Raw genomic sequence first — 26,727 nt, forward strand, 5'->3', positions numbered from 1 at the left:
GCATAGCAAACACTAACACACACCATGCCTTGCACAAGATAAGAAAAAACAAACAAGTGCACATAAACATCCCCCAAGAAGCCACCAAAAATCATATTTTACCATCTCTTCAATTACATTCAATGACCACACAAGCCGGCATATCATAATCTCATCACACTAACAAGGCATTTTACGAATCAAAAATGTATTTAACAACGGGGCTCGCAATATGTTGTAGAATACATTTTTCAACCCATACATTTTGAGCAAATTATTATACTTTTGCACATCGTCTAGCAATTAAAGAAAAATATCTCTAAATAAATTAAAATGCAGTATAAAAGTGTAAGTGCAGAAGAAGCTGTAAAAGTAATTAAAACGGGAGACAGGGTACATTTAAGTAGTGTGGCCGTAACTCCCCATAAACTAATTAAGGCCATGGTTGAGCGTGGCCGCAACAAGGAATTTTACGATGTAAAAATCCAACACATCCACATCGAAGACAAGGTAGACTTTGCTAATCCAGAGTTCGAAGGAGTTTTTGTTTCAGAACAATTTTTCGTAGGAGGAAACTTGCGCAAGCAAACACAAGCAGGATATGCCGATTACATACCTGCATTTTTAAGTGAAACGCAAAAATTAATCCGTGAAGGCTATTTAAAAGTAAATGTAGCCATGGTGATGGTTTCACCTCCAGACAAGCATGGTTTTGTTTCTTTAGGAACATCCGTAGATGCCACTAAGGCAGCTATTGAATCTGCTGATACAGTTATTGCTTTAGTGAACCCTAATGTTCCACGTGCTTGGGGTGATGCTATCTTTCACATGAGTGAAATTGACATTTTTGTTGAAGATGATAGCCCCCTATTTATTCACGACATGGGTCAATTAACCGAAACAGATATCGCCATTGGTAAAAATGTAGCCGAATTGATTGAAGACGGAGCTTGTCTTCAAATGGGTATTGGCGGTATTCCCAACGCCGTACTGGCCCAATTGGGTAATCACAAAGATTTAGGGGTACACACAGAAATGTTTGCCGACGGTATCCTTCCCTTGGTAGAAAAAGGGGTGGTAAATGGAAAACGCAAACAAATAGACCAAGGGAAAATGGTAGCCTCTTTCCTTATGGGTTCTCAAAAACTTTACGATTTTGTGGATGACAACCCTATGGTAGCTATGATGGATGTAAAACACACCAACAGTGTGGATGTAATCCGTAAAAACCATAAAGTAACAGCTATCAATTCGGCCTTAGCCATTGACATTACCGGTCAGGTGTGTGCAGATTCTATTGGTACCAAACATTACTCGGGTGTAGGCGGACAAATTGATTTCATTAGAGGAGCAGGATATTCCGAAGGGGGTTTACCTATCATTGCCATGCCATCAGTAACAGCCAAAGGATTGTCTAAAATTTCTCCTATTTTGTTACCGGGTTCGGGCGTTGTAACCACGCGAGCTAACATGCACTGGTTCGTGACTGAGTTTGGAGCTGTGAACCTTTATGGAAAAACAATGCAGGAGAGAGCCAGACTCATTACTTCTGTAGCCCACCCTGATCACCAGGAAGAACTGGACAAAGCAGCCTTTGATCGTTTCGGCCCTCACTTTCATTATGTAAATAAAAATATCTAAACCATTTATTCTCAATTTAAAATGAGAATTTTAGTATAGTATATTCAGACACTTCTATATTTCAAGGGCCGTTCAATTTGAACGGCCTTTTTTATGTCCAATTTTTTTTAAATTATATCGTAAAACAGAACATTCAAGAATCACGCACAAAAATTGGGTCTGTTAAATAGTGGCTGCAAGAAAACGACTGTTTTTTCTGTCTTTGATAAGAAAGCTTCAAAGACTAAATAAAAACGGATAAAATAAACTGTGAAAGAAGAATTATCACCGGAGCTACCGGCTCTATTTTTACCAGAAGGGATATTAAGTTGGTGAGTTCCATATGGCCATTGAAAGATTAGCATATCGAAACAAAGAAAGAATAACTTGACAAATCCTCCATATTTCATTATATTTATCTAAATAATGCCAAAACGAAACAACTCCACTTATGACTATCGAAAACCCTTATTTCTATAAGTATCAAGACATTGACTACTTAAATTTCAGTAAACGTTTATTTCCCATTCTTGAGCAACTCGAGGTTGAAACACTGGGTTTAGCCAAACCTATGTCCACTGCTCAAAGAGCTTTTTACACAATACAAAAGGCCATCCAAACCAAAAAGAATACAGCCTGTAACTCCACACTAATCAATACCGATGCCATCAGAAGTGATGCCATTGTGGCCATCAAGAACTATTTACAGGCCTGTCAAAAAAAAATACAACCAGAATGGAAAGCCCACTCAAAATTTATAAACGAGGCCATAAAAAAACACCATTGGTATGTAGAGTCGGCCAGCATGGAAGAAAAAACAAAAAGAATCAAGGCCTTACTAAAAGACATTCAAGAAATTCCCCAGCTAAGTTCAGCAATACAGAAGTTGCACATGCAAACTTGGTTTGATGAATTAAGCGAGGCTCAAAACAAATTTGAACTGGCTTTACGAAACAACATTGAAAACAGCCCTACTCAGGATAACTGCGCCTGTACCGACATGAGAAACTCTTTTGAACTCATGTTCAAATTCATTGAGCTGATGCAACAGATACAGCCAAACCCAGTCTATGCCTGTGTAATCCGGGATATCAACACTCTCATTAACGAATACAACCAAAAGGTACAGTCCGGCCAAGCAAGCGACCATACCCACAAAGCGCTATTATAGTACAATGCTTTTATTATGTATTAATTTTGTTTTGTGCGCTATGTATTTCATTTTTTAAATAGTTTATGTAAATTCATGGGAAATTACGAATCCTAACAATTTTCTATGCTAGTAAAAACATTTGGAGCAGCTGTTACTGGAATAGATGCAGTAACCATTACTATTGAAGTTAATTTTTCCAAGGGAATCAAATTTTTTATGGTAGGTCTTCCCGACAGTGCTGTAAAGGAAAGCGAACAACGCATGCAAGCAGCTCTCAACGTATCTGAAAGCTACAAATGGCCCGGGAAAAAAATCGTGATCAACATGGCACCGGCCGATATTCGCAAAGAAGGCTCATCCTACGATCTACCTTTAACCATGGGTATTTTGGCTGCATCAAAACAAATATCATCCGAAAACCTATCTCAATACATTATGATGGGTGAATTGTCTCTTGACGGAAGCCTACAGCCAGTAAAGGGGGCCTTACCAATTGCTGTGAGAGCCAAACAAGAGGGCTTCAAAGGCATTATTCTCCCCATACAAAATGCCCGGGAAGCAGCTGTTGTTCAGGGCATCGATGTATACGGGGCGGTCAACATCACCGAAGTAGGATCTTTCTTAAACGGCGACCTAGAAATAGAGCCAACCACAGTAGACACCGATAAGGAATTCTACGAACAACTGTTACATGACGACATTGACTTTGTGGATGTAAAAGGGCAAGAGTCTGTAAAGAGAGCCTTGGAGATCGCCGCTGCAGGAGGGCATAACCTATTGATGATTGGCCCTCCCGGGGCAGGGAAATCAATGATTGCCAAACGTCTGCCATCCATATTACCCCCATTAACATTAGACGAAGCGTTGGAAACCACAAAAATACATTCTGTGGCAGGCAAAATACAAAACAACACAGCCTTACTAACACAACGTCCTTTTAGGAGTCCGCACCATACCATTAGCGACGTGGCACTGGTGGGCGGAGGCAGCTTTCCGCAGCCCGGTGAAATTTCGCTGGCCCATCATGGAGTACTCTTTTTAGACGAGCTTCCTGAGTTTAAGCGTACGGTATTAGAAGTTATGCGTCAACCTTTAGAAGACAGAATCATTAGCATTTCACGAGCCCGGTTCAGCGTTGACTATCCTGCCAGCTTTATGCTTATTGCCAGTATGAATCCATGTCCTTGTGGATACTATAACCATCCAGAAAAGAAATGCGTTTGCAGTCCCGGTGTAGTACAGCGCTATCTAAGTCGCATATCTGGTCCCCTTCTGGACCGAATTGATCTTCAGATTGAAGTGGTTCCTGTTCCCTTCAAAGAACTAACCACCGCTGTTACCTCCGAAAAAAGCAGCGACATCAGAAAAAGGGTGATCAGTGCACGTAAAATACAGAGTGAAAGATATAAAAACATTGATCACGTCTTCTGCAATGCTCAAATAACAACAAAACTACAACGCAAATATGCCACACCTACAACAGAAGCGATGGAGATTCTAAAAAATGCCATGGAAAAGTTGGACTTATCGGCCAGAGCCTATGACAGGATACTAAAGGTTGGCAGAACCATTGCCGACTTAGATGGTCAAGAACAAGTACAAGCCAATCACATCTCCGAAGCTGTTCAATATAGGAATCTGGACAAAGCAGGTTGGGTAGGATAAACTAATTGGCCATTTTTTACACCAAAAAGTAGTTTTACTATAAATATATGATTAAATTTCATCACTTGTGCTGCAGATATTTATTACTTCCCTATTTTTGCAACCACATTTAAAACCAAAATAATTAACATACAATTTGTAAAATGGCAGATGAGTTTACAACCAACAGCTTAATGGACCCCATAGGTCGCTTAATGGGCTTAAGATACAAATCACACCCTTGGCACGGCATTAACATTGGCGTCAAAGCTCCAGAAATAGTGAATACCTTTATCGAGGTGGTTCCTACAGATACCATCAAATACGAGATAGATAAAGAAACAGGATACTTAAAAATAGATCGTCCACAGAAGTACTCCAATGTAGTTCCTGCGCTTTACGGTTTTGTACCCCAAACCTACTGTGGTCCGAGGATTGGAAAATTCTGTGCTGAAAAATCCGGCAGGGAGGAAATACAAGGCGATGGTGATCCCTTGGATATTTGTGTTCTAACAGAGAAAGAAGTTCCCCATGGCGACATCATCGCACAGGCAACACCCATCGGGGGCTTCAGGATGATTGACGGCAACCAGGCCGACGACAAAATCATTGCAGTATTAAAAGGAGACATAGTTTATGGCAATATGAAAGATATCACTGAGCTTCCAGAACTCGTAGTGAACCGCCTTAAGCATTACTTTTTAACCTATAAAGACATGCCCGGTTTAGATGCAGATTGTGAAATCACCCACATTTATAATGCAGAAGAGGCAAAAGAAGTCATTAAGTTATCAGCACTTGACTACGACTCCAGGTTTGACAACCTACGAAACGCCCTTTCCAAATACTAGCATATAAAAAACTATTCATTAGACATTTGCTTTAACAGGCATTTGCCTAATGATATTTTTCTATCCCAATTCAATTACCATCAGAAGCCACTTCTATTCCATCCACACCCCAAACCCTTTTTTATCAATTAGGCATCTACTACCCTTTACTTTGGTTAAATAATATCTTATCTTAAGTACATTGAACCATAAAAAAGGAGGAAATGACTATGCCATTATCACGATTGGAATCATTTTTAAGAAATGAGGATGTTTCTTTTAACAAAATTATTCACCACAAAACATTCACAGCACAAGAGACTGCAGCCAATGCTCACATCTCAGGAAAAGAAATTGCCAAGACTGTCATTATGAAGCTGGATGAACAAATGTGTATGATTGTATTACCCGGTGATATGCAAATTGATTTTAACCTGTTAAAAGAAGCCACCGGAGCCCATCAAATAAGACTGGCTACCGAAGCAGAATTTAAGGATCTTTTCGTCAACTGCGAAGTAGGTGCAATGCCCCCCTTTGGTAATCTATACGATATGCCCGTATATGTAGCCGAAGCTTTAACTGAATTTGTATTTATTGCCTTTAACGCCGGAACGCACAGCATGCTGATTCAAATGAAATATGCTGACTTTGAAAGACTGGTAAAACCAAGCATCATGAAAATCGCGTATCATGCCAATTACTAATCACGATCCACGGGTTTGCCACATCACTTTGACTTACCTCTCATACAGCAGACCTGTTTTACACAAAGCCTTAAAAATCAAAAAAGCTGTTCCAACGTTTTGGTAACAGCTTTTTTACACTAGCAAAATCGAAAAGGGTAAAAAAATAGTAGTTATTTTTTTAATATCATTCTCATCCTAACAAAGGCCACTATAAAAAATAACCTTTGGATAAATTGCAATCAAAACACTTATTGTTGATCGCAATACAAACCAACAAAACTTGAGAGTATTCTACAAATTAATGGTATAACACACAGCTGAACGGGACGAAAATTTGTATTTAGGGGTGAAAATTTCATATAAGGGGTGAAAATTTAACCGCCAAAAATAAGTTTTTTTTAATCAAATTATTTTTGAAATTTGAATTTATCATTACTTTCGTATCAGATGGATTTAAATCAAAAAATACCAGCATACTTCATATCAAAAAAGAATATTGTCAGGCTGATTCTATTTACAGCAGGCTTTGCCCTGTTGTTTATCAACCTATATTCGCCCTTTGATGTTAGAAATTGGTTTGGGCTTCAATTACAGTCTCAAGAGCTCCTTTTTTATTCCAGTTTAATTATCCTTACAGGTGTGTTAGTGGCGGTAGTATCCAGGGTACTACTATACCATTACAATAAAAAAGAGATACGTACAAAACTTTGGGCATTTCTGTTGATCATTGGTTTAGAAATCATATTTATGTCGTTGTTCTACACCATTTACGAATCGGCTTTTATTAAAAACGACCACAGGGATTTCTTTGAAGTATTTGCAGTATCCTTGCAGAACACGGCCTTGGTTCTATTATTGCCCTATGCTGTATTGTGGCTATATTTTTCGTGGCAAGATAAGAATCACAAGATAAAGGAACTAACCGAATCAGAAGAATCAACTGTTATTGATGGCAAAAAAATGGTTCCCTTCAAGGACGAAAAAGGTACCATGCGTATTTCACTGATACTTGACGACATCCTTTACCTAAAAGGCACAGACAATTATGTTTCCATATTCTACAAAGGCAAAAATACAATCTCCAAATTCCTCCTTCGGAATACCATCAAAAACCTAGAACATCAAATAAAACACCTTCCTATAGCACGCTGCCACCGGTCCTACATGGTTAATTTTGAAAAAATAAAACTGATCCGGAGAGATAAAGGTATTCACGTACTGGAAATGGATACTGACCCACCCATTGAAGTTCCATTGTCAAAAACATATATGAACGAAATATTCAGATTATTCGGAGAGTCTTAGTCTACACTCAGGCCAAACGAAACACATTCACTTCTCCGCTCCCCCCCTTTATCAGGTCACAAAAAATACACAAATGCAACAATGTTGCATTTAGATTAAAATTGCTATATTTGCACCAGAACAAACTAAGCAATATTAAAAATGGATGCGGAAAATATTCTAAAACAGAAAGGACTGAAGGTCACACAAAACAGGCTTGAGCTAGTCACCCTATTAAAAGAGGCTATTCATCCCATGAATCAAAAAGACATTGAGGCAACACTTTCCGGACAGTCAGATAGAGTAACCATATACCGCAATCTTAAATCACTTGTAAAAAATGAAGTCATACACAAAATTGAAGTAAACGGTAGCATAACCTCATATAGCATTAACCGAAACATCTTCAACACTGAATACGACACAGAGCACCTGCATTTTCATTGTAACATATGCCATCAAATCACATGCATGCCACAATGTAAGATCAAACAATACGAGTTACCCGAAGGTTATATACAACAAAGCAGCAAATTAATCATCAATGGCATTTGCAAGCTTTGCAGCAATAAAAACAAGTAATTTTTAAGATTGATAAAAGAGCATAACTCACATGAAAAACACCATAAAAATACTCACACGCACAGTAGTCATAGCACTCATCATTATGGGCATGGCCGCTTGCAACCCAAAACCCACATCCATCCGTGGTATTAGTGTTAGCATTCAACCTCAGAAATATATCGTAGAACAACTAATGGGCGACACCATTCCCATTAATGTATTAATACCCAAAGGCAGCAGTCCTGCCACTTATGCCCCCAGTCCATCACAAATAAAAAGTCTCAGCGAGTCCACTCTTTATTTACGGATAGGACACATTGGTTTTGAAGAAGCATGGATCCCAAGGATCAAGGAGATCAATCCCCATTTAAAGATAGAAGACACCTCAACAGGAATATCCTATATACGCGGAGAGGATCATTATCATGGCGATCATGTGCACAAGGGCGGTATCGATCCACACATATGGACTTCACCCAAAACAATGATCACAGTCATCAAAAACACACAGGAAGCTCTAACAACAGCCTTCCCCCAAAACAAAGAAAATATTATCGAGAATGGCAAAGCACTACTAAATAAAGTAAGTCAGCTAGATGAAAAATACGCACATACGCTGGAGACTGTACAAAAAAGAAGGTTTTACATTTTCCATCCAGCTTACACATATTTGGCAAGAGACTATGGTCTACAACAAATCTCCATTGAAGACAAAGGTAAAGAGCCCAGTGCCCAGTGGTTAAGACAACTCATTGACAAGGGAAAAGAACAAGAGACACAGGCGATTTTCATACAGGAAGAATTCGATCAAAGAAACGCAGAAATCATTTCTAACGAACTGAACATACCCATCGTTAAAGTTAACCCCCTATCTGAAGATTGGTTTACAGAAATGAATTTGCTTTTAGGTAAATTAGAAAAAAACCTGCGATAGCCATGGCACCACTAATAAGCTTAAAAGACATCTATGCCGGTTACGAGCCTAATAAGCCTGTGCTTAGGGAGGTAAACCTGGAAGTGAACCATCTAGATTTCATTGGAATCATAGGCCCCAACGGAGGAGGCAAATCAACTCTTTTAAAAGTTATACTCGGCTTATTGAAACCTTTGTCAGGTCAATTAACCTATCATTTGGAGACTCCGGCCAGTATTGGATACCTGCCTCAAATAAATTTAGCCGACAAATCCTTTCCCATCAGAGTTATTGACGTGGTGCTATCTGGCTTAATGGGCAAGAAAGGGCTATTAAAAAGATATACAAAAGAAGAAAAAAACAAGGCCTTGGAACTATTGCATTTTGTAAACCTGCAAAAACATGCACAAAGTGCTATTGGCGAATTATCGGGGGGACAAATGCAGCGCGTATACTTATGCCGCGCCATCATCAACGATCCACAAGTCCTGATACTAGACGAACCCAATAACTTTGTCGACAAGCACTTTGAAGGTGAGCTATACGATTTACTTCAAGACCTTAACAAAAAGATGTCGATATTACTCGTATCACACGACATAGGAACCATTTCGTCCTTCATTAAAACCATTGCCTGCGTCAACGAAGAGTTACATTATCACCTTTCCAATAAGATCAACGATCAGGTATTACAAACATACAATTGTCCCATTGAGCTAATCACCCATGGCAAGGTACCACATCGGGTTCTGTACAACCACTAATTCATATACAATGCAAGAATTACTCAGTATATTCCAGTACTCTTTTTTTACAAACGCTATTATTGCAGGTCTATTAACAAGCATATTAGCAGGCATAGCCGGCACCTATATTGTTTCAAGAAAAATAGTATTTATTAGCGGAGGAATCACGCATGCTTCATTCGGAGGCATTGGCTTAGCCTACTTCCTTGGTCTCAACCCATTCCTAGGAGCGGCTGTATTTGGGGTGCTATCAGCACTGGGTATCGAATGGTCCACCTCCAAGGCTAATATACGCGAAGACAGTGCCATAGCCATATTATGGTCATTGGGTATGGCCATTGGTATCATCTTTGTCTTTTTAACACCCGGTTACACTCCAAACTTAATGAGCTTTCTATTTGGAAACATACTCACAGTAACGCTCAGTGATATCTATTATATGCTTGCCTTAACCATCCTCATCACAGCTTGCATCATCATTTTTTATCGTCCCATATTATATACTGCCTTTGATGCCGAGTACGCCAAAACAACAGGATTAAACGTCAAGTTTATCAAATATGTAACAGCCGCCATGGTGGCCTTGACCATCGTATTTAGTATCCGAATTGCCGGAATCATACTTGTTTTATCACTCTTTACCATACCCCAGGCAATAGCGGCCATATTCACCCATGATTTTAAAAAGATGATATACTATTCCATCGGTTTTGGATTTATGGGTATGATACTAGGATTAATAGGCTCATATTTCTTTAATTTACCATCGGGTGCCATCATCATTTTCACCCTGGTTCTGGTTTGGGTCCTACTAAAAGGAAGCAGCAAAATAATGAAATCTACAAACCATTTTTCTTAAGAGCCTCACCCACTAGCAAATCAACAGGTGTGGTCATTTTTATATTTTCGCGATTACCAGCAGTAAGAATCACTTCATTACCGGCACTTTCATAAACACTGGCATCATCCGTAAATGAATCTTGAAATGGTAACTCATAAGCTTCCTTAAGCACAGACATCACAAAAACCTGAGGAGTCTGTACCATTTTATACTGTGCTCTATTAACCGATCTGCTACCTGATTCATTCATTTCCCGGATCGATTCAAACGAATCAGTCACAGGAATAGCACACCCGCACTTTGCAGCTGTTACATAGCAATTTTCAAGTGTTTCCAATGACACCAACGGTCGTACCCCATCATGCACCCCAACCAAACATTCTTCTGTGAGCACTTCCAAACCACTTTTAACGCTATCAAAGCGCGTATTTCCACCCAAAGCCACTTCCAGAGGAATGGTGAAATCATATTGCTCACAAAGTCTTTCCCAGACACCTACCTGATTTGCGGGTAATACCAATACGATGCGCATATGTCGATCATAGCTAACAAACCGTTCTATCGTATGCATTAAAATAGGCTTACCACACCACTTAAGAAATTGCTTAGGCTGCTCACTTCCCATACGGCTTCCACTTCCTCCAGCCACAATGATAACAGATTTTTTCATATGTTTTAATTTATCTTTCAATGGTCATATAGATCCAATCATACTTTTTATCCGCACACTGAAAGATCTAAAATAACTCGCTTTGGATCCCAAAATTAACAAATACATAATTACAGCCCACCACAAATAGGCAATTAAGAATATAATTGTTGCAAATGCTATCTTTTCGCTTTAAATTGGCACAAACTATTAAACCATTATTTGTCATGATACCGAAAGAGATATTTGATTTTTTGGTGGAGCTCAGCATTCACAACAACCGAGAATGGTTTCAGGACAACAAACCAAAGTACCTGCGTGCCAAGGAGGCTTTTGAAGCATACACAAACAAATTAATAGCCCTGATAAACACCATAGACCCAAGTATAGGTCATCCTGCGGCCAAAGATTGCGTCTTCAGAATATATAGAGACGCCAGATTTTCAAAGAACAAAGACCCTTATAAGAATAACTTTGGAGCCTATATCTCACATGGAGGAAGAAAAAGTACTTATGCAGGCTATTACTTCCATCTAGAACCGGACAACAGCTTTATAGGAGGAGGAATATACTGCCCATCACCCAAGGTTTTAAAATCGGTAAGGGAAGCCATCATAGAAAATACGCAAAGCTATAAATCCATTATAGAAGACAGTGCATTTAAAAAAGTATTTCCTGAGATATGGGGTGAAAGACTTAAAACGGCTCCCAAAGGCTTTGACAAAACAGATCCCAACATACACCTCGTTCAAAACAAATCATATACAGTTATAAGTCACCTATCGGATGAAGAGGTGCTATCAGAAAATATCGATCAAAAAATTGAAGCAGTATACAGACTTTTGCACCCTTTCAACAAATTTATTAACCAAAGCATCAAACGATCACTATCCTGAAAGAATTGCTGCTCATACATGGATAAAATCTTCTATTGCGCCCATAATAGATTACAAAAAACAATTTGAGCCAACCTGATCACGGTTGGCTCAATAAATCTTTCTCGCTCATATAATAAAGGCCCGGTCATTAGCCATGCAATCAGCGACCATAGCTCACTTCTACGTACACAAAGGCCACATATTTGTCATCACCAAAATTATATACTAGCTTTAAACTGTTCCAAGAAACGAACATCATTCTCGAAAAACAGACGAATATCCTTAATCTGATATTTCAGCATAGTAATACGTTCAATACCCATACCAAAAGCAAACCCAGTATATTTCTCACTGTCAATATTTGAATATTCCAACACATGCGGATCCACCATACCACAACCTAATATTTCTACCCAGCCGGTATATTTACATACGTTACATCCCTTTCCGCCACAAAGCGTACAAGAAATATCCATTTCAGCCGACGGCTCTGTAAAAGGGAAATACGAAGGACGCAGACGTATCTGTGTTTTTTCACCGAACATCTCTTTGGCAAAATACAACAAAGTCTGCTTTAAATCGGCAAAAGAAACATTCTCATCAATATATAATCCCTCTACCTGATGGAAGATACAGTGCGCACGAGCTGAGATAGCCTCATTACGAAACACACGTCCCGGAAAAATAGAACGAATAGGCGGCTGTGTTTTTTCCATCACTCTCACCTGAACAGAAGAGGTATGGGTACGCAACAATACATCCGGATCTTTCTCAATAAAAAAAGTATCCTGCATATCCCTGGCCGGATGTTCTTCAGGAAAATTTAATGCTGTAAAGACATGAAAATCATCCTCGATCTCAGGCCCCTCAGAAATATTAAAACCCAAACGGGCAAATATATTCACAATCTCATTTCTAACCAACGACAAGGGATGACGGCTACCCAGTTTCATAACCGTTCCCGGAAGAGTCAAGTCAACTCCCGCCCCTTTGACTTGGGTATCGGCAAATTGCTCCTTCAGACCATTAATAAACTCCTGCGCTTCATTTTTTAGCACATTAATAACCTGTCCTACCTCACGTTTTTGCTCGCTAGGAATCGTTTTAAAATCATTGAACAATTCCGATATAATACCCTTTTTACTAAGATATTTGATACGTAAATGTTCTGCCTCATCGGCTGTTTGAGCAGTGAGTTGCTTTATTTCTTCGCGTAAAGCTTTTATTTTATCCAGCATTATTGGCTTCTTTTGTATATTATTCTGAATCTGCAAATTTAATAAAAGGAATGGATTAGAAGAATAGAAAATTACATAAAAGTACAAATAAGAAGCCCAAACGCCCAATCACTAACAGGTCATTTTACGTAAAACGGTAAAAATAGGACTTACTTTTTTAAGATATCGATATGCATAATCCGAATATCGTCAACAGGTCTATCCACTGCATAGGTTTCTACAGCAGCGATTCTATCCACCACATCCATACCTGCCTTCACCTCTCCAAACACCACGTAATCACCGTCCAAATGAGGAGCTCCGCCAAGAGTGTTATACGTACTTATTTGCTCTGGCGTAAACCGAATGCCTTTCTGCTTTTCAATATCCTTCAATTCATCACGCGAAAAGATTCTACCAGAAACAATATAAAACTGAGAACCATCGGAGCGATCTTTGGGATTACGTTCGGGTGGCATTTTTGAAGCCGCCACAGCCCCCCGCTTATGAAACAGACCAGGTACAGTCGTGGTTTTTAAATTATAGCCAGGCCCCTGCCATCCAACAAGATCATCCTTACCTGCATATTTACTATCGGCAGCGCCTGTCTGAATCAAAAAATTCTTTAACACACGATGCACCAAAAGGCTATCATAAAAATGATCAGACACCAGTCGAATAAAATTATCACGAAACACCGGCGTTTGGTTGTATAACACAATATCTATGTTACCCATTGTTGTTTCAATTCTAAACCCCTTTATTTCCTTATAAGACGGATATACTTTATTGGTTTTCCTACGAAGATCATAAATAGACTTCTCCCGCTTGAGCCGTCTTTTATTCAAAGCCAATATTTCAGCCGAAGGTATCAAGGCGCACACTTTTCCACTATCCGTTTGTTGATTCAGGACCATTCCCACCGGATGATGCAGAAAAGTAAAAGCCGGAAGACCGGATGCTATTTTTTTACTTAGAAAATAATGAATCGTAGAATCAACTTCTATTCGATCAACCTCTACTTTGGGGGCATAAATCTTTGTCGACTTGCGATACAAACCGGCAATAGAATCAGGAATATGACGAATAGACTTCTCCAGATGCAGGTAGTGCAAATTTTCCTTCCAGGTCTTCAGTATGACCAGATTGTTCTCTATATCATAAGCTAGATAACCAGCCACATCACTATAGTCTTCAGTACCCACCGGCGTCACCTTTGCCTTATAGCTTCCTTTAATTAGATCGAGATGTGTGACCAAGCTATTACGCGAAATATAAAAACCATAACCTCTTTTCAACAAACGATTATAGTGATCATAGCACTCGATGGTCACAACAGATTTAATATTACGCTGATAAGACCCCTTTGGACGCATACGTTCCTCTTGCGACATGGTAGACTTCTGCTGCCGAGGCTGACAAGCAAGCATAGAGAACAGAACCAGCCATAATATAGCAACATAGACTTTTATCTTAACGCACACCAAGCGAATCATAAAAAACATCCTCCAATCAAAACTTCATACTTAAAAAAAACTTATACAATTACACGTTAACCAGTCATTTTCTGCCACAACTTACAACACTCTAACCACCAATTTAACATCTGTATAAGGCCTACTATTCTTATCTGTTTTGAGCGCTGCAATTTTTTCTACCACATCAAATCCACTTACCACCTCTCCAAAGACTGTATAATCACCATCCAGCTCAGGCAAGCCGCCCTGCGTAGTATAAACTTCCTTCTGTTGCTCAGTAAACTCTAATTTATGAGACAAAGCATATTCAACAGCGATTTTATCTTTTATTTCGCGCAAACGTCGGTTAAACTCTTTTGGGTTCTCCACCTTCAATTTTTGAAGCTCCTCCTTATGTGGCACATAGAATTTTTTTTTGAGTTGAAGTTTAATAGGGTTATTGATAGCTTTCTGCAACAGTTGCAGCTCCTGGTCGGTATATACCTTACCATGGACGATATAAAACTGACTCACATCCGACATTTTAAAATGATTGATATCTTCCGGTTGTCTCGGTGCGCAAAGAGCTCCTTTTTTATGAAAGCGATTTTCTCTAAACTCAGAATCAATATTAAGCTTTGCACTTCCATATCCAATATGTTTTCCAGCCGGTGCATTTTTTGAGTCGGAGGACCCACCTTGTATCACAAAATTTTTGACCACCCGATAAAACAAAGTACCATCGTAATGCCCTTCCTTGGCGAGTTTCAAAAAGCTATCACGATGCTTAGGGGTATCATCGTACAACATAATTTTGATATCGCCCATATTGGTAGATATGATCACATGCCTACTTTGCGCCTCACTTATAAGCCCGTAAAAAAATAATACTACTAATAAAATAACTGTTCTCATTACTTACTCCTCTGTTTCACACATAATAGACCCATTGGGTTAAAACACCCATCCATACCTCACTCACTCAATGACCATATAGGCTCACCATCACTAAAAAACTATTCTCGAATAACCTCTACTTTAACATGCACATCCTTCAGAGGTCGGTCTCTTGCATCCGTTTCTTGCTCAGCTATCAGATCAATCACCTCAAAACCATAATGCTTACCGAAAAGGGCACCAATTTTTTCCATCCAATTTTTCTGCTCTATCACCTCACCAAAAACCGTATAATTACCATCCAAATGTGGCGTACCGCCCACTGTTTTATAGACTTCTTTCACATCTTCAGGAATAGAAAACTCAGGTTCTTGTGCATATACCCGGTTCACTTCGGCCATGATCATATTCTGTAAGGCCAGCATTTTAGTTTCATCTCCCGTTTGCTGAAGGCGATTCAAGGAATCATTATAGCTGGTCAAGAGACCATTAAATATATCTCTTTTCTTACGCTCACGTGTTTGATTTTCAATTTTCGTTAACTTATCCTCACCAAACACCTCTCCTTGCACAATATAGAACTGGGAACCCGATGAACGTTTTTCAGGATTCATACGATCACCTTGACGAGCAGCTGCCAAAGCTCCCTTTTTATGATAGATAGTCGGATAAGCAAATTCGGCAGGCAAGGTATAACCAGGACCACCCTCACCCAGATGGGCCCCAGCTTCAGCCTCTTTAGAGTCAGGATCACCACCCTGAATCATAAAATCTTTAATAACACGATGAAATAATGTACCATCGAAATATCCTTCCTTCGCAAGTCTCAAAAAATTATCGCGATGTGCAGGCGTTTCATTATAAAGTTTAAATTTAATATCACCAAAATCAGTCTTCATCAGCACAACAGCTTCTCCTGACTTAGGAGAACAACCATAAACACTTACTAAAAAAGTAGCCAATAAAAAAAAAGTATCTTCCTCATTATATTATAATTTTTCGTCCAGGTATTCAACCATAGCTTGTTTCAAAATACGCTCACGTTCTGAGGGTGGAATATCATCAATAACATTCACCACAGAAAAAATAGGCCATCCGGCTTCATCACAGCCGTCCTGCTTATAAAAACCTTTACGTTCAAACAGCACGCATCTCGCCAAGTTAATTAAATCCATCTTTTCATCCTTGGAATACTTAATATATCCAGTTCCCCGTTCCTGTATACCAATTAAAAATAGCAAAAAATCAAAATCTGCCAGAACATTAAACTTTTTGCTGACTTTTAACAACAACTCTTCCCAACTATTATCTTTATTCTCCATTATTTCAGTTTCGTTCAAAAATACCATTATTAAATATTATGCAAAAATTCTTTTATAGAATTTTACTTTAGACCAATGCACTGCCATGATCATTTAATTTATCATATGCAATTATTCTCATCATTATTTTTAGTTTTATGAATCTATTTATTTAATTTACCGTAGAATCCATATTATTTTATTATTCATAGAAAATAAAGTCTCGTTATTTTAACATCCAAGTGTCATCAATTTATTTTTGGCATATAAATTGACTTCATTTTTTCCAATGAGTAAGATTAATTGTGTAGAGATGAAGAAAACAAAAAAAGACAATAAGTATTTTGGCTATACAAACAGTGTTTGGATGCCAATATTCAGTGACGAGGAATTACATGAAGTACTGGAGCGAGTGATATTAATTAATCCCGGGCATCCATTAATTGCAGAACCTATACTAATTGGCAAAAATTAGATAACATTAAACATATTGATCCATCATTAGCCATTAACAATGCTAATGTACTATTGGTTCATTAAGAAAGTAATTAAATAAAAAAAGACCCGAGGGCAACGGGTCTTTTTTTTTCGGATTTTTTTTATCTGATTTAAGGGAAAAGGGTAATATATTTTCCGAGCGCTAATATAAAGTTTATTTTTATTTTTTAACAAGCTTTTAACACATATTTTAGCAAAATAAGAAGTGTTTTGAACCAGCGACTACATTTATACCCCTATTTTTTAAGCATTTAAATACACTGGAAGCAAATCCTAGCAAATGTTAAATACCTTAACATATTTTTTAGAAAAACCATAGTAAAGCTAAACTGCCAGTAGCCTAGTTATTCCCCAATTATCTATTATCCCAATTCATAAAAAATCAGCTTAAAATATCTGTCAACTTAAAGCTATCTGTATGTGTAATGCCCCTCTCTGTCTTTTCCAGATAACAACATTCATTATATAAGTCATGCTCAAAGAACAGCACATATTTATTTTCCAGGGCTTCCATTAAGAAATCACGTTTTTCTTTCATAGAAGTAAGAGGTTCAATATCATAAGCTGCAACCCAAGCTTCAGGAATGCTGGCCATCACAGGAATCAGATCAGCCATATAAACAAGCGTATGACCATTAAATTTAACAAAAGGAATAATTTGACCTTTGGTATGTCCATGATACAATCTCATCTGGATATCTTCGGTCAACCAAGCATCCTGCTTCAACAAGTTAAGTTTACCGGCATCCACAATAGGCTGTATATTTTCATCAAAATACACCGATCCCTCTCTCACATTAGCCTGTTTAAAGTTATGCCATTGTGCCTCACTAAGCCAATGAGTAGCATTAGGAAAAGCGAGCTTCAGGCCACCCTGCCCATTCTTTTGAACAGCTCCTCCACAATGATCAAAATGCAGGTGAGTAAGAATTACATCCGTTACGTCTTCAAACCGTACATCAAGAGCTAAGAAAGATTTTTCCAATGAATCATCCCCATTTAGATGATGATACGAGAAAAACTTCTCACTTTGCTTATTACCCATCCCTGTATCTATTAAAACAAGCCTATCGTCAGTTTCCACAAGCAAGCAACGCATAGCCAGGTTACAATAGTTACTGCTGTTGCATGGATACTTCTTTTCCCAGAGCACCTTGGGGACAACCCCAAAAACAGCACCTCCATCAGCCATAAAGTTACCAGCCTCTATCTTATGTAATTGCATATTCTTTATTAAATCTTAATTCTTGAATAGCTATTAAAATGCGCCTTAAGCGTATTTAAGGATAGCATCTATAAAATCATCCACCTTCCATTTCTCCGCATCAGCTATCAGCATTGCCTTTTTATAAAAGGGTTCTCTTTCCTTCAGCTTCACCGATATAAAATCAAGCAGCTCATCTCCATCCAGACCCTGTAACAGAGGACGTTGCGATTTAGAAGTCTGCAACCTATCATATATGCCCTGCGGACTAAGCTGCAGGTAAATGGACAAGCCCGAACGATTCATCAGTTCCATATGATCAAAGAAACAGGGTGTCCCCCCCCCGGCTCCCACAATCACTTTTTCGAAACTACTAATTTCCTGAAGACAAAAAGACTCCATTTTTCTGAATTCATCTTCACCTCTTTCCTCAAATATTTGAGGTATTGTTTTATGATACTTATTTTCAATAAAAAGATCCAGATCCAAAAAAGTCCACCCATCCATGGCACTTGCCAACCAACGGCCCAAGGTGGATTTTCCGCTTCCCATAAATCCTATTAAATAAACTCTTTGGGTCATTTCTTCGTTTTTAATTACACCAGCTCATGACTAAAACAAGGACATTTGATCCGTATCTTCACCCTCACCCTCATCATCCGTATCAGGTTCATCAGGTTTTTCAGGCTCCTCCTTTTTAATTAGAGGCTCTAACTCATTAATTTTAGATACTTGATAAGTGGTTAAACGCTTTCCTCTCGCCTTATAACTTTTAACACCAATAAACTCATCTACCTCAACAATCATTTTATCCCGCTCCTTATCCTCACCACCGAATCTCACTTCCAAACGAGGATAATCAACGGTTGTCACTCTCACCAAATAAGATTTTTTATTGTCCCCTATAAAGCTTTGCGCCTTACTTGAAACCTCAATCTGAAATCTCTTAAGGTAAAAATATTTTTGGTCAGCATCATAATAAGCAACAGACCATACCTTATCAGACTGATACTTTTCGATGAGCAAGATATTATCCTCGTAGTGATTGGTAAGATCAAAATTAGTATGATAAAAATGACCATCTTTGGTAATCACCAGGATGAGATCATCGGCCTGGAACTCACCCAGATAATCACCTCTACTATCAGAATTTAACCTGAGCACATCCCTATCAAACCAAATTTTTCGTCCTCCCAGTGTAGATACACCTTTTTTACGTAGGGCTACCTTTTGCACCTCGTACTTGGTAAGAATATTACCCATGGCTCCCCTACCTTTAATGGCCAGTGTAGCCATATCATAATCAAAGATCACATTACGAATTCGGGCCTTAGGTTTAAGAATAACCTTAAGCACTTCAGCTTCCCCATTGGGATTGGCACTAAAATATAAGATATCAGAACCTTTAGTACCCTTGGTGACATTGTATTCTTTATCACGGGTAATACCCGTCACAGCAAAACGTTTTACATATACAAAACCAGCCTTACCATCCCGATAAACCACATTATAAATGGTACGCGTATCTGCCTTTTTAAACACTGCCAGGTGCAATACCCCCTTACCGATGAAAGCCTTATCCGTTACTTTAGTGATCAGGTAACGACCATCTTTATAAAAGAGAATAATATCATCAATATCAGAACAATCGCAGACAAATTCATCACGTCGCAACGAAGTACCCATAAATCCTTCCTTACGATTGATATACAGTTTCTCGTTTTTTACAACCACCTTACTAGCTTCGATATTCTCGAAACTTCTGATTTCTGTTTGACGGGGATACTTTTTCCCGTAGGTCTTTTTAATATGTTTAAAATAATTAATCGAAAATGGAATAATATTCGCCAGGTTATAATCGATCTGTTCCATCTCCTCCTCAATAGACGAAATATACTCATCAGCCTTTTTAGCATCAAACCTCGAGATACGCTTAATCTTAATTTCGGTAAGCTTAATAATATCATCACGAGTCACTGCCCGGCGCAATTTTACTTTAAACGGATCCAGTCCATGATCGATGGTCTGAATGATGGCCTCCATCGTTTCACACTCCTCAATTTTTTGATAAATTTTATTCTCAATAAAGATGCGCTCGAGCGATGCAAAATGCCATGCCTCTTCCAATTCACCCTTACGAATCTCCAGCTCCCTTGTTAAGAGGTGCACTGTATGATCGGTATTCCGCTTTAATATCTCCGAAACGGGCATAAAGCGAGGTGTATTGTCCTCAATCAAACAAGAGTTGGGCGAAATAGACACCTCACAATCGGTAAAAGCGTAAAGAGCATCAATGGTTTTATCGGCCGAAACACCATTGGGCAGATGAATAAGAATCTCAACCTTATCAGCGGTATTATCATCAATTTTCTTGATCTTGATTTTCCCTTTGTCATTGGCCTTTATAATAGACTCAATAAGGGTTGTACTATTTTTACCAAAGGGTATATCAGTGATATTAAGCGTTCGGTTATCCTCTTTCACTATTTTAGAGCGCACCTTCACAGCACCGCCCCTCAGACCATCATTATAACGTGATACATCTGCCATCCCTCCTGTTGGGAAGTCCGGAAAAATCTCGAAATCCTTACCTTCCAAGTGACAGATAGAAGCATCAATCAACTCGTTAAAATTATGAGGTAAAATTTTAGAAGCCAAACCAACGGCAATACCTTCCACGCCCTGAGCTAAGAGCAAAGGAAATTTAACAGGCAAAGTGATAGGCTCCTTGTTACGCCCATCATAACTCATCTTCCAATGCGTTGTTTTGGGGTTGAACACAACCTCCTGTGCAAACTTGGTCAAACGGGCTTCAATATAACGCGGAGCCGCAGCACCATCACCGGTAGCTACGTTACCCCAGTTTCCCTGAGTATCTATCAGCAGATTCTTTTGCCCCAACTGTACCAAGGCATCACCGATAGAAGCATCACCATGCGGGTGAAACTGCATGGTAAAACCGATAATATTCGCCACCTTATTGTACCTTCCATCATCCATCCTTCGCATGGCATGAAGAATTCTTCGCTGTACCGGTTTTAATCCATCATTAAGATGTGGCACTGCACGTTCCAAAATCACATAGGATGCGTAATCTAAAAACCAACTCTTGTACATACCACCCAGATTTGAAATCCGGGCTTGTCCAAGCGGGTTATCACCACTTTGTTTTTCCTGGGAATTGAACTCTTCGTTATTTGGCTCTAAATCGTCTTCGTTTGGTGTATTAATTTCGTCGCTCATTCTTCTGGTGCATTATAAAAATTAAGCAGGATCTTCTTCTATTACGAGGTTTTCAATAATAAATTCCTGACGGTTTGGTGTGTTTTTACCCATATAAAAAGTAAGCAATTCTTTTACGGAGTCTTCTTTTTTCATCCTTACTGATTCCAGTCGTATATCCTTCCCGATAAAGTGCTTAAACTCATCTGGACTAATTTCCCCCAGTCCCTTAAACCTGGTTATTTCAGGGTTAGCTCCGAGCTTTTTCATGGCAGCTTGTTTTTCTTCATCGGAATAACAATATACAGTCTTCTTTTTATTTCTCACCCTAAACAATGGTGTTTGCAAAATATACAGGTGACCATTCTTCACCAATTCGGGGAAAAACTGCAAGAAGAAGGTAATTAACAGCAAGCGAATATGCATTCCATCCACATCGGCATCGGTAGCTATAATAACATGGTTATAACGTAAAGTTTCCAGTCCATCTTCAATATTAAGAGCAGCTTGCAATAAATTAAACTCCTCATTCTCGTACACTACCTTTCGTGTTAAGCCATAGGAATTCAAGGGCTTTCCCTTTAAGCTAAAAACAGCCTGAGTATTTACATTACGTGCCTTCGTGATGGAACCACTGGCTGAGTCTCCCTCGGTAATAAAAATAGAGGAGTTAGGTGCATCCTCCTTGTTCGTACTATAATGAACACGACAATCGCGCAATTTCTTATTGTGCAGACTTACTTTTTTCGCTCTCTCACGAGCCAATTTCTGGATTCCTGATATTGCTTTTCGCTCTTTCTCAGACTCCAGTATCTTCTTCATCAACTGTTCAGCGATCTCGGTGTTTCTATGTAAAAAATTATCCAGCTCTTTTTTCACAAAATCCACCACATAATTTCTAACACTAGGACCTTCAGCGCCCATATCTTTGGAGCCCAGTTTGGTTTTTGTTTGAGATTCAAAAACCGGCTCTTCAATTTTTATGCTCACTGCGGCAATCACACCGGTCCGAATATCAGAAACATCAAAGTTCTTATTATAAAACTCTCGAATGGTCTTTACAAGTGCCTCCCTAAAGGCTATCTGGTGAGTACCCCCCTGGGTAGTATGTTGCCCATTGACAAAGGTATAATACTCCTCTCCATATTGATTACTATGCGTAAATGCCACTTCTAAATCATCCGTTGAAAGATGAATAAGAGGATAAATACCCGGCGATGTCATATTATCATGGAGCAAATCCAGTAAGCCATGCTTTGATTTAAACACTTTGCCATTAAAATTGATAGCTAACCCGGCATTCAAATAGGTATAATTCTTGAGCAGGTGTTCAATATATTCATCCCTATAGGTAAACTTCTCAAAAATTAAAGGGTCCGGTTTAAAGGTAACAAACGTACCATTCTCTTCTTCAGTAGGCACTACATCATATTCCCGGGTGATATTACCTTGTGAAAAGTCAACCTTTTTACATTCTCCTTCCCGAAAGGCAGTCACGCTAAATTCTATGGACAATGCATTCACCGCTTTAATACCGACTCCATTAAGTCCCACAGATTTTTTAAACACTTTAGAATCATACTTAGCCCCTGTATTCATTTTAGAAGCCACATCAATCACCTTACCCAGGGGGATACCTCTCCCGTAGTCGCGAATAGTAACCTCCCCCTCCTGCACAGTAACGTCAATTTTTTTCCCAAACCCCATCATATACTCATCAATGGAGTTATCCATAACCTCTTTTAAGAGCACATAGATTCCGTCATCAGGATAAGAACCGTCACCCAACTTACCAATGTACATTCCGGGACGTTTGCGAATATGCTCTTTCCAATCTAATGTTCTAATAGCGTCTTCTGAATATTGCTGCGACATAGCTAATTTATTTTTTAAAGAATTCGTTGTTCCGAACGATGAGTATTCTACTCAGGTGTATCAAAAATCTCCCAAATATAATAAAACAGGATATTGTTTGGCAATTCTTTTTTCAACAATAAGAAGTACAATGCTGATCCGTGGCAAACGCTTATTGTGTTTACCTGGTTGGTAAGTTTCCTGAATCTCTTTTTATTGTAAGAAATTACACCTGTTCCTGTAAAATATTATGATGGACAAAAAACGGGTTCAGATGAAGGAACCCGTTTATTGCAAATTTTGTGAACCGAAAATTAACTTAACGGTAATAAATCTCCTCATCAATAAATCATAGTAATCCATCCCAAAGGAGAATGAGTAAAATTAGCGTAAAAAAAATTAAAAAAATCATTAAAACATAGTGTTTTAGGCATTTTTTCATTCTCACACAAAAAACAACGAACTATTCAGTAACAATGATACCCATCCGCTTCATTAAAAATGTTGCATTATGATTCTGAGTTATCCCAGCCTGCAACAAATAATCGAAATGCAACTCATTACCGGTATTTTCCACCTCAAAACAACGGTTAACGATTTTCCCTTTGGTTTGCTCCTCAAGCACTCCCAACTCAAGATCATGCGTAGCGATCATTCCATAGGCGTTCAGTGAAAGCAGATGCTTAATAAGCTCCATTGAACCGTAAGTTTTATCTTTAGAGTTGGTACCTTTTAATATTTCATCCAAAATAATAAACACATCTTTCCCATATTTCAGTTGAGAGATGACATATTGCAGCCGTTTAAGTTCCGCGAAAAAATAGGACTCATTTTTCATCAACGAATCAGAAGTACGCATGTTGGTTATCAATGACATTGGTTTAAAATACATGGAGCGAGCACACACAGGCATTCCACATCTAGCCACCACCAAATTAAGTCCTACCGCGCGTAAGAAAGTACTCTTCCCCGACATATTAGCACCCGTGATCAAGGAAAATATAGAATCCTTCAAATCATAATCGTTACAAACACGATCCTTCCTATCCAGCAAGGGATGCCCTAGATGACTCGCTTTCAATACCATATCAGTACACGGCACAGGCATCACAAAATCAGGATGATTAAACGAATATCCTCCCATACTATTTAAGGCATCAATTTCGTGCACTACTTCTATCCACTTGTCAATATCCCCCCCATACTTTTCAAGCCACAATTCAATCTTATTCACATACCTATAATCCCAAAGGAGGCAACCATTCAAAACAACCCCCATGAGCATACTATTTCGCTGATCAAATTGACTCATATATTTACTTAAAGTAGCAATAATTTGAGCTGCTTCTGTATTTTCAGCAAGAAGACGAGTTTGTAAATCACTTAACTTTATTGTACTAAAATTCTCCTTGGCGATGAGATTAATCAACAAAGCATACTTTTGGAGGATGCCGGTAAGTGATGAAAACTGTCCATTTATTCTATTAATTTCTTTTAAATTTAAGCCCACAAGAAGCAAATTAATCAGAAATATAATTACGGGCACAGCAGATGGGAGTTCCCAAAAAGAAAAAATCACAGCGCATAAAAACAATATGGGCATGGCAATAAGCAAGGAGCCAAACAACCTACCCTTTGACTTAACAAAGGGCTTATAAGTTTTAAACGAATTAATTCTATCTATATCATTTTTTGTTTCATTCAACATTTTTCCCTTGGCAAAAAAATGCTGACGGAAGTCAATTTTCTCTGACAATTCTTTGATCGCTTTCTGCTCTCCAACAATTCTTTCGAGATCAGTATGCGGGGCGCACAATTTATTTTTAAGCGTACAAGTACCAACAAGGGTGGAAGTTCGGTTTATATACTGAAAAAATGAACCTTCTCCGAACAAGTCCAGGTCGTGGGAATAATCATGTTGAGGGTCAATAAATTCACTTCCTGAATCAAAGGATGAAAAATCTCCTTCCAGCACTTTTTCCTCATTTTCATTCAGCATTTTCAGCAGTACCAATTCTGCTTTCAATTTTCGATAAGCAATGGATCTTTTTACAAGTATCCCAAAAGTAACAGCAAAACCAACAAAGAGAAGAACGGCTGCGATGGCCGAATAATTTAAAACATACAGAGGAGCCGCAAATAATAAAACAAAAAACAAGAGACGTAACCAACCTCCTCGAATTAGTCTGGTTGACACTATTTTTACCTGCCTGGTAAAATAAAGAGCTCGTTCGCTATACAGCTGTTTTAAATCTATATATCCTTGTTGGATTCCTCCAGTTTCTTCCATATCATATCTTTTAACTCGGTAATACCCATATTGGCCACCGAAGATATAAAAGTATATGGAATTTCAGGAAGATCTTTTTTAATTTCATCCATCAGTTCCTCGTCTAGCAAATCACATTTTGATATGGCCAAAAGTCTTTCCTTATCGAGCAGTTCCGGATTATAATTTCTCAGTTCATTCAACAGAATCTCATATTCCTTTTTTATGTCATCAGCATCAGCTGGCACTAAAAAAAGCAGAATAGAATTCCGTTCTATATGCCTCAGAAACCTCAGTCCCAATCCCTTTCCATCACTGGCACCTTCAATAATACCAGGAATATCAGCCATTACAAAGGACTTATAATCACGATAATTCACAATCCCTAGATTGGGAACGAGTGTTGTAAATGGATAATCAGCAATCTCAGGTTTTGCAGCAGACACCACAGAAAGCAAAGTTGACTTACCAGCATTAGGAAAACCGACCAAGCCCACATCAGCCAATACTTTCAATTCCAAAACAACGGCAATTTCCACAGAATCCTGCCCTGGCTGGGCATAACGTGGCGTTTGATTGGTAGACGTTTTAAAATGCATATTTCCTCTACCACCAAGGCCTCCTTTGGCTATGATAAACTCCTGATTCTCTTCAGTTATCTCGCAGATTACCTCTCCAGTTTCCGCATCTTTAGCGATGGTTCCCAGCGGCACAAAAATAGTCTTATCCTCTCCCTGAGCACCAAAACTCCCCTGTCCACTGCCAGACATACCATGTCCCGCAAAGATGTGGCGTTGAAACTTAAGATGAAGCAGGGTCCAATGATTGCGGCTACCTTTTAAAATAACATGCCCACCTCTTCCTCCATCCCCACCATCGGGTCCCCCCTTAGGAATAAACTTTTCGCGGCGCATGTGCATTGAGCCAGGCCCTCCTTTTCCTGAGCGACAGAAAATCTTCACATAATCAACAAAATTGCTGCTTGCCATAACCTCGTTTTTAAAAGAACAAGCCACGGACA

The 26,727-nt window shown here is 38.8% G+C and carries 24 protein-coding genes; 12 read left to right on the forward strand and 12 right to left on the reverse strand.

Going from position 1 to position 26,727, the window contains the following annotated elements; all coding sequences use genetic code 11:
- Window positions 1-312: 312 nt before the first annotated feature.
- From CYTFE_RS0116780 to CYTFE_RS0116825, 10 genes are all read left to right on the forward strand, one after another.
- The gene (locus CYTFE_RS0116780; protein ID WP_027472746.1) at window positions 313-1,620 is read left to right on the forward strand and encodes an acetyl-CoA hydrolase/transferase family protein; all 1,308 of its coding nucleotides are present in this window, start codon (window positions 313-315) and stop codon (window positions 1,618-1,620) included.
- Window positions 1,621-2,050: 430 nt separating this feature from the next.
- Window positions 2,051-2,770, forward strand: a complete 720-nt coding sequence (locus tag CYTFE_RS0116785) for a DUF6261 family protein (RefSeq protein ID WP_027472747.1) — start codon at window positions 2,051-2,053, stop codon at window positions 2,768-2,770.
- Between the two features lie 105 nt (window positions 2,771-2,875).
- Window positions 2,876-4,417 carry a YifB family Mg chelatase-like AAA ATPase gene (locus CYTFE_RS0116790; RefSeq protein WP_027472748.1) on the forward strand — a complete coding sequence of 514 codons (1,542 nt, stop codon included), beginning with the start codon at window positions 2,876-2,878 and terminating at the stop codon, window positions 4,415-4,417.
- A 143-nt stretch (window positions 4,418-4,560) separates the two neighbouring features.
- Window positions 4,561-5,247, forward strand: a complete 687-nt coding sequence (locus CYTFE_RS0116795) for an inorganic pyrophosphatase (protein WP_044212559.1) — start codon at window positions 4,561-4,563, stop codon at window positions 5,245-5,247.
- 203 nt (window positions 5,248-5,450) lie between these two features.
- Window positions 5,451-5,930, forward strand: coding sequence for an aminoacyl-tRNA deacylase (locus tag CYTFE_RS0116800; RefSeq protein ID WP_235208105.1), 480 nt, complete (start codon window positions 5,451-5,453; stop codon window positions 5,928-5,930).
- A 429-nt stretch (window positions 5,931-6,359) separates the two neighbouring features.
- Entirely contained in the window at window positions 6,360-7,217 is an 858-nt protein-coding gene (locus CYTFE_RS0116805; RefSeq protein ID WP_027472751.1) for a LytR/AlgR family response regulator transcription factor, read from the forward strand.
- Window positions 7,218-7,358: 141 nt separating this feature from the next.
- A complete protein-coding gene (locus tag CYTFE_RS0116810; RefSeq protein ID WP_027472752.1) occupies window positions 7,359-7,778 on the forward strand; it encodes a Fur family transcriptional regulator in 420 nt (139 codons plus the stop codon).
- A 31-nt stretch (window positions 7,779-7,809) separates the two neighbouring features.
- A complete protein-coding gene (locus CYTFE_RS26955) occupies window positions 7,810-8,694 on the forward strand; it encodes a metal ABC transporter solute-binding protein, Zn/Mn family (protein WP_044212554.1) in 885 nt (294 codons plus the stop codon).
- Window positions 8,695-8,696: 2 nt separating this feature from the next.
- Complete coding sequence (locus CYTFE_RS0116820; RefSeq protein WP_027472753.1) at window positions 8,697-9,437, forward strand: metal ABC transporter ATP-binding protein; 741 nt, start codon at window positions 8,697-8,699, stop codon at window positions 9,435-9,437.
- A 10-nt stretch (window positions 9,438-9,447) separates the two neighbouring features.
- Window positions 9,448-10,278: a metal ABC transporter permease gene (locus tag CYTFE_RS0116825; protein ID WP_027472754.1), complete on the forward strand. Its 831-nt coding sequence runs from the start codon at window positions 9,448-9,450 to the stop codon at window positions 10,276-10,278.
- Here CYTFE_RS0116825 and CYTFE_RS0116830 read toward each other — a convergent pair.
- On the reverse strand, window positions 10,259-10,930 hold the full coding sequence (locus tag CYTFE_RS0116830) for a 2-C-methyl-D-erythritol 4-phosphate cytidylyltransferase (protein WP_027472755.1): 672 nt from the start codon (window positions 10,928-10,930) through the stop codon (window positions 10,259-10,261). The genes CYTFE_RS0116825 and CYTFE_RS0116830 overlap by 20 nt on opposite strands.
- Before the next feature lie 206 nt (window positions 10,931-11,136).
- On the opposite strand from CYTFE_RS0116830, the gene CYTFE_RS0116835 reads away from it, so the two are divergent.
- Window positions 11,137-11,805, forward strand: a complete 669-nt coding sequence (locus CYTFE_RS0116835; protein ID WP_027472756.1) for a DUF2461 domain-containing protein — start codon at window positions 11,137-11,139, stop codon at window positions 11,803-11,805.
- Window positions 11,806-12,005: 200 nt separating this feature from the next.
- Here the strand turns inward: CYTFE_RS0116835 and pheS are convergent, their stop codons facing one another.
- The 5 genes from pheS to CYTFE_RS0116860 all read right to left on the reverse strand — a co-directional run bounded on the left by pheS (window position 12,006) and on the right by CYTFE_RS0116860 (window position 16,698).
- Window positions 12,006-13,025 (reverse strand): phenylalanine--tRNA ligase subunit alpha, encoded by a 1,020-nt coding sequence (gene pheS / locus CYTFE_RS0116840; RefSeq protein WP_027472757.1) that lies wholly within the window; start codon window positions 13,023-13,025, stop codon window positions 12,006-12,008.
- Window positions 13,026-13,174: 149 nt separating this feature from the next.
- Window positions 13,175-14,488 (reverse strand): peptidylprolyl isomerase, encoded by a 1,314-nt coding sequence (locus tag CYTFE_RS0116845; RefSeq protein WP_244880336.1) that lies wholly within the window; start codon window positions 14,486-14,488, stop codon window positions 13,175-13,177.
- Window positions 14,489-14,581: 93 nt separating this feature from the next.
- Window positions 14,582-15,376, reverse strand: coding sequence for a peptidylprolyl isomerase (locus CYTFE_RS0116850; RefSeq protein ID WP_027472759.1), 795 nt, complete (start codon window positions 15,374-15,376; stop codon window positions 14,582-14,584).
- A gap of 101 nt (window positions 15,377-15,477) precedes the next feature.
- A complete protein-coding gene (locus CYTFE_RS26960) occupies window positions 15,478-16,320 on the reverse strand; it encodes a peptidylprolyl isomerase (protein ID WP_044262866.1) in 843 nt (280 codons plus the stop codon).
- A 27-nt stretch (window positions 16,321-16,347) separates the two neighbouring features.
- Window positions 16,348-16,698 carry a hypothetical protein gene (locus CYTFE_RS0116860; protein WP_235208102.1) on the reverse strand — a complete coding sequence of 117 codons (351 nt, stop codon included), beginning with the start codon at window positions 16,696-16,698 and terminating at the stop codon, window positions 16,348-16,350.
- A gap of 274 nt (window positions 16,699-16,972) precedes the next feature.
- Between CYTFE_RS0116860 and CYTFE_RS0116865 the strand changes: the two genes are divergently transcribed.
- A complete protein-coding gene (locus CYTFE_RS0116865) occupies window positions 16,973-17,134 on the forward strand; it encodes a hypothetical protein (RefSeq protein WP_154665687.1) in 162 nt (53 codons plus the stop codon).
- Window positions 17,135-17,539: 405 nt separating this feature from the next.
- Here CYTFE_RS0116865 and CYTFE_RS0116870 read toward each other — a convergent pair whose 3' ends face one another.
- From CYTFE_RS0116870 to obgE, 6 genes are all read right to left on the reverse strand, one after another.
- Window positions 17,540-18,382: an MBL fold metallo-hydrolase gene (locus tag CYTFE_RS0116870; protein WP_027472762.1), complete on the reverse strand. Its 843-nt coding sequence runs from the start codon at window positions 18,380-18,382 to the stop codon at window positions 17,540-17,542.
- Window positions 18,383-18,427: 45 nt separating this feature from the next.
- Entirely contained in the window at window positions 18,428-18,943 is a 516-nt protein-coding gene (locus tag CYTFE_RS0116875; protein WP_027472763.1) for a shikimate kinase, read from the reverse strand.
- 30 nt (window positions 18,944-18,973) lie between these two features.
- A complete protein-coding gene (locus CYTFE_RS0116880) occupies window positions 18,974-21,604 on the reverse strand; it encodes a DNA gyrase/topoisomerase IV subunit A (protein WP_027472764.1) in 2,631 nt (876 codons plus the stop codon).
- A gap of 21 nt (window positions 21,605-21,625) precedes the next feature.
- Entirely contained in the window at window positions 21,626-23,458 is a 1,833-nt protein-coding gene (locus tag CYTFE_RS0116885; RefSeq protein ID WP_027472765.1) for a DNA topoisomerase IV subunit B, read from the reverse strand.
- 442 nt (window positions 23,459-23,900) lie between these two features.
- Window positions 23,901-25,727, reverse strand: coding sequence for a MutS-related protein (locus CYTFE_RS26965; protein ID WP_052343254.1), 1,827 nt, complete (start codon window positions 25,725-25,727; stop codon window positions 23,901-23,903).
- Complete coding sequence (gene obgE, locus CYTFE_RS0116895) at window positions 25,691-26,695, reverse strand: GTPase ObgE (RefSeq protein WP_027472766.1); 1,005 nt, start codon at window positions 26,693-26,695, stop codon at window positions 25,691-25,693. The genes CYTFE_RS26965 and obgE overlap by 37 nt, the downstream gene beginning before the upstream one ends.
- Window positions 26,696-26,727 lie beyond the last annotated feature (32 nt).

This window comes from Saccharicrinis fermentans DSM 9555 = JCM 21142 (assembly GCF_000517085.1).
Lineage (GTDB): Bacteria > Bacteroidota > Bacteroidia > Bacteroidales > Marinilabiliaceae > Saccharicrinis > Saccharicrinis fermentans.